The 4,301-nt window shown below is 71.8% G+C and carries 4 protein-coding genes; 1 reads left to right on the top strand and 3 read right to left on the bottom strand.

Going from position 1 to position 4,301, the window contains the following annotated elements; genetic code table 11:
- Positions 1 to 271 precede the first annotated feature (271 nt).
- From VLK66_RS10360 to VLK66_RS10370, 3 genes are all read right to left on the bottom strand, one after another.
- The gene (locus tag VLK66_RS10360; protein ID WP_325309332.1) at positions 272 to 766 is read right to left on the bottom strand and encodes a nuclear transport factor 2 family protein; all 495 of its coding nucleotides are present in this window, start codon (positions 764 to 766) and stop codon (positions 272 to 274) included.
- A 122-nt stretch (positions 767 to 888) separates the two neighbouring features.
- Positions 889 to 1,182, bottom strand: a complete 294-nt coding sequence (locus VLK66_RS10365) for a hypothetical protein (protein WP_325309333.1) — start codon at positions 1,180 to 1,182, stop codon at positions 889 to 891.
- Positions 1,183 to 1,254: 72 nt separating this feature from the next.
- The gene (locus VLK66_RS10370) at positions 1,255 to 1,443 is read right to left on the bottom strand and encodes a hypothetical protein (protein WP_325309334.1); all 189 of its coding nucleotides are present in this window, start codon (positions 1,441 to 1,443) and stop codon (positions 1,255 to 1,257) included.
- Positions 1,444 to 1,704: 261 nt separating this feature from the next.
- On the opposite strand from VLK66_RS10370, the gene VLK66_RS10375 reads away from it, so the two are divergent.
- Complete coding sequence (locus VLK66_RS10375; protein ID WP_325309335.1) at positions 1,705 to 4,218, top strand: prolyl oligopeptidase family serine peptidase; 2,514 nt, start codon at positions 1,705 to 1,707, stop codon at positions 4,216 to 4,218.
- Positions 4,219 to 4,301: the final 83 nt, after the last annotated feature.

The following is a 4,301-nucleotide window of genomic DNA, read 5'->3' on the forward strand; positions in this document are numbered from 1 at the left end:
CTACGCCGAGCGCATCCTCTCGATCAGCGCGACCTGCCAGCAACAAGGGATTCATCCGCTCGACTTCGTCGCTCGCTCCATCGCAGCCCTGCGCGCCGGCACCCCCGCGCCCAATATCCTGCCGACCAACTGAACGGTTACCTCGCGGCTACAACGGCACGCAGCCCGCCTTCGCGGACTTCAGAAGATGGGGTCCCGCAGAGCAGCAGAGGAGCAGAGAGGAATTCTCTGTTTCTCTGCTTCTCTGCGTGAAACAACCTCTTTCAGCGGATCACTGCGGCGGGGCGGGATGCGAGTCCATGTGCACCGTCTGCAGCTTCCACGTGCCGTCGGGCTGGCGCGCCCAGACGTGCTCGTAGGTGCCGCGCTCGGCGTGCGACTCGCCGCCAGCCGCGCGGAAGAGGAGCGTCACCGTGCCGGCCTCGGTCACGCGGTCGCCGTCGGCGGTGACGTGGGCGGGCGTCATCACCAGCTCGCTCACCCGGCCCACGTCCTCGGCCAGCCAGCGCCTGTCGATCTCCGCGCGGCCGTCGTACGTCTCGTCGCTGAACACCACCCGCGCGTCCGGCGCGAAGAACGAGGCCAGCGCCGCGCGGTCCGTCCCCTGCCACGCGGCGATGTACGCGGCGCGCGCGGCCGCCACATCCGTGGGGAACACCGGCCCCGGCGCGGCTTGGGCTGCCATCGGAGCGGCGGGCGGCGACTGGACGCGGGGCGCGCAGGCGGCGAGGGAGACGAGCAGGGCCGCGGCGAGGGTCCGTCTCACGTCGGTTCTCCGGGGTGGGATGAAAGATCGAATCCGCCGCGTACGAACAAGTCGGCTCCCGCCACGCACCCAGAAGAGCCGTGGCGAGGAGCCGCCGGTCGCGGGAGATGCTCCCCCCGCCCTCAGACGCAGGGCGGTTCGTACGTCCGGCACTGGTCGGTGTCGCAGTACGGACACTCGTCGGCGGTGTTCAGCGGGCACCCGGCCGTCGGGCCGAAGCAGTCCTCCGCGAGCTTCGTCATCGCCAGGCAGGCGTATTCCACCGTGTCGCAGCTGTGGGTCGGCTCCCCGTCGGGAACGGGCCGCGGATCGGTGGCAATGGCGAACAGCCCGGCCGAGTGCACGCCGCCGGGCGCCGGCAGCGTGTGGAACGAGGTCACCGCAAGGTCTCCGGCGTCAAGCCTGATCTTTCGCATCGGGGGCCTCCGCGCGGGAGGTGGAGGACGGAGAGGCGCCGCCGCGGCGGGCGGCGGCGGCCCCGGCGGGCGCTAGTACGTCTTCGTGCAGCCGAGCCGCGTGCAGGTGTCGTCCGTGGGGCACATGATGCAGGTGTCCTCGTACGTGCCGGGATCCGACACGGGGTCCGTCTCCGGCGCGAGCAGCGGCCGCACGCCCGTGGAGCCCAGGTCGAACGAGTCCACGTGCAGGTGATCCAGCTGCAGCTTCTTCACGAGCATGGGCAGCCTCCCTGGTCGATCGGTCGCGGGTGGTGGGAAGAGGGAATCCAGTATGGCCGGCCTGCATCCTCCGCCGCAAGCAATTCGAGCCGGGAAAGGTGCGTGCCTCCCCGCGCACCGGATGCTCCAGGGCGAATCGTCCCCGCCCTTCTTGATGAAACATCCTCTTCCGCCGCAGATTGTCCCCGTTCCCCGGAAAGCGAGACGAGCGTACGCCCGACGGCACTGCCGCCGTTCATCCTCCCCGCACTCAGGACGCCCATGCTCACCCCGATCGTGAAGACGCGCGCGCTGGCGGTGCTCGCGGCGGCCGCGCTGGCCGCCGGCCCCGCGGGCGCGCAGGCCACGCGCGCCGCCCAGCCCGCCGCGGCCCGTCCCGCCGGCGGCTGGCTGATGCCGCCCGCGCCCATCCCGCAGATCCTGGACGCGCCGACCACGCCCGCGCTCTCCGTGGCCCCCGGCCAGCGCACCGTGGCCGTGCTGGGGCGCGAGAACCTGCCCGGCATCGGCGAGATGGCCGAGCCGTGGCTGCCGCTGGCCGGGTACCGCATCAACCCGCGCACCAACGGGTGGGGCGCGGCGCGCGTAGGATACCTGAACGGCATCTCCTTCCAGGACCTGGCCGGCGGGGCGAAGCGCGAGGTGCGCCTTCCGCCGCGCGCCCGCGCCGCGTACGCGCAGTGGTCGCCCGACGGATCGAAGCTGGCCTTCACCAACTTCACCGAGACGGGGATCGAGCTGTGGGTGGCCGACGCGCGCACCGGCGTGGCCCGGCGGCTGCTGCCCGCGGTGCTGAACGCCGCCTTCGGCAGCCCGTACCGCTGGGCGCCCGACGGCCAGTCCATCCTCGCCCTCCGCGTCCCCGCCGGACGCGGCGCCGCGCCCGAGCGCTCGCGCGTTCCCGACGGCCCGGTGATCCAGGAAAGCTCCGGCCGCGCGGCGCCGGTCCGCACGCTGGAAGACATGCTGAAGAGCCCGCACGACGAGCGGCTGTTCGAGTACTACTTCACCTCGCAGCTGGTGCGCGTCCCCGTCTCCGGCGCGGTGGCGACGAACGTGGGGCAGGCGGGAATCATCTCCAGCTTCGACCCCTCGCCGGATGGGCGCTGGATCCTGATGAACCGCGTCCACCGGCCGTACAGCTACCTGGTGGGCGCGGGAGACTTCCCGTACGAGGCGGTGGTGACCGACGCGCGGGGCGCGGTGGTGAAGCGCATCGTGGACCAGCCGCTGGCCGAGAACCTTCCCCCCGCGTTCGACGCGGTGATCACCGGCCCACGGCAGATCGAGTGGCGCGGCGACGCGCCCGCCACGCTCGTCTGGGCCGAGGCGCAGGACGAGGGCGACCCGCGGAAGAACGTGCCCGTGCACGACCGGCTGATGCAGCTGGACGCGCCCTTCACCGCGCCGGCCCGCACGCTGATGGACCTGGACCAGCGCTTCGCCACCGTCTTCTGGGGGCGCGGCGACTTCGCCATGGTGGTGGAGCGGTGGTGGAACACGCGGCGCGAGAAGCGCTTCGCCATCAACCCGTCGAACCCCGGCCAGCCGCGCCTGCTGGCCGACCGCAGCTACCAGGACCGCTACGGCGACCCCGGCGCGCCCGCCCTGCGCCGCGACACGCGCGGTGAGCCGCTCCTCCTCTTCACCCCCGACGGGCAGGGGATCTACCTCACCGGCTCGGGCGCCTCGCAGCGCGGCGACTACCCGTTCCTGGACCGCATGGCGCTGGCCGACGGGAAGACCACGCGGGTGTGGCAGGCGGCCGACCCGTACTACGAGGAGGTGGTGACGGTGCTGGAAGCGGACGGCAGCCGCATCCTCACCCGCCGCGAGTCGCAGAAGGACGCGCCCAACTATTTCGTCCGCACCCTCCCCGGCGGGCAGGCGGTGGCGATCACGAACTTCCCCGACCCCGCGCCGCAGCTGGCCGGGATCACGCGGCAGCTGGTGACCTACAAGCGCGCGGACGGCGTGCAGCTCTCGGGCACGCTGTATCTTCCGCCCAACTACGACCCCCAGCGCGACGGGCGCCTGCCCATGCTGATGTGGGCGTACCCGGCCGAGTTCCGCGACGCGGCGGCGGCCGCGCAGGTGCAGGGCTCGCCCAACCGCTTCTCGCGGCCGGGGGGGACCAGCCACCTGTTCCTGCTCACGCAGGGGTACGCGATCCTCGACAACCCCACCATCCCCATCATCGGCGAGGGCGACCGGGAGCCGAACGACACCTACGTGGAGCAGCTGGTCTCCAGCGCGCAGGCGGCGGTGGACAAGATGGTGGAGATGGGGGTGGCCGACCGCGACCGCATCGGCATCGGCGGGCACAGCTACGGCGCCTTCATGACGGCCAACCTGCTGGCGCACAGCGACCTGTTCCGCGCCGGGATCGCGCGCAGCGGCGCCTACAACCGCACGCTCACGCCGTTCGGCTTCCAGGCCGAGCAGCGCACGTACTGGCAGGCCACCGACATCTACACGAAGATGAGCCCGTTCACCTTCGCGAACCGGATCAACGAGCCGATCCTGCTGATCCACGGCGAGATGGACGACAACAGCGGCACCTTCCCCATCCAGAGCGAGCGGATGTTCGCGGCGCTGAAGGGGAACGGGGCCACGGTGCGGTACGTGGTGCTCCCCTTCGAGGCGCACGGCTACCGCGGCCGCGAGACCACGCTCCACGTGCTGGCGGAGATGGTGAACTGGCTGGACCGCTACGTGAAGAACGCCCCGCCGCGCACGCAGCAGCAGCGCACCGCGTCGGCGCCGGGGAACTGATTTCGGGAGATAGAACAGAAAGTCTCACGCGGAGCCGCGGAGACGCGGAGAACTCATCGATGGACGGAGTTCTCCGCGTCTCC

The sequence above is a fragment of the Longimicrobium sp. genome (assembly GCF_035474595.1).
Taxonomy (GTDB): domain Bacteria; phylum Gemmatimonadota; class Gemmatimonadetes; order Longimicrobiales; family Longimicrobiaceae; genus Longimicrobium.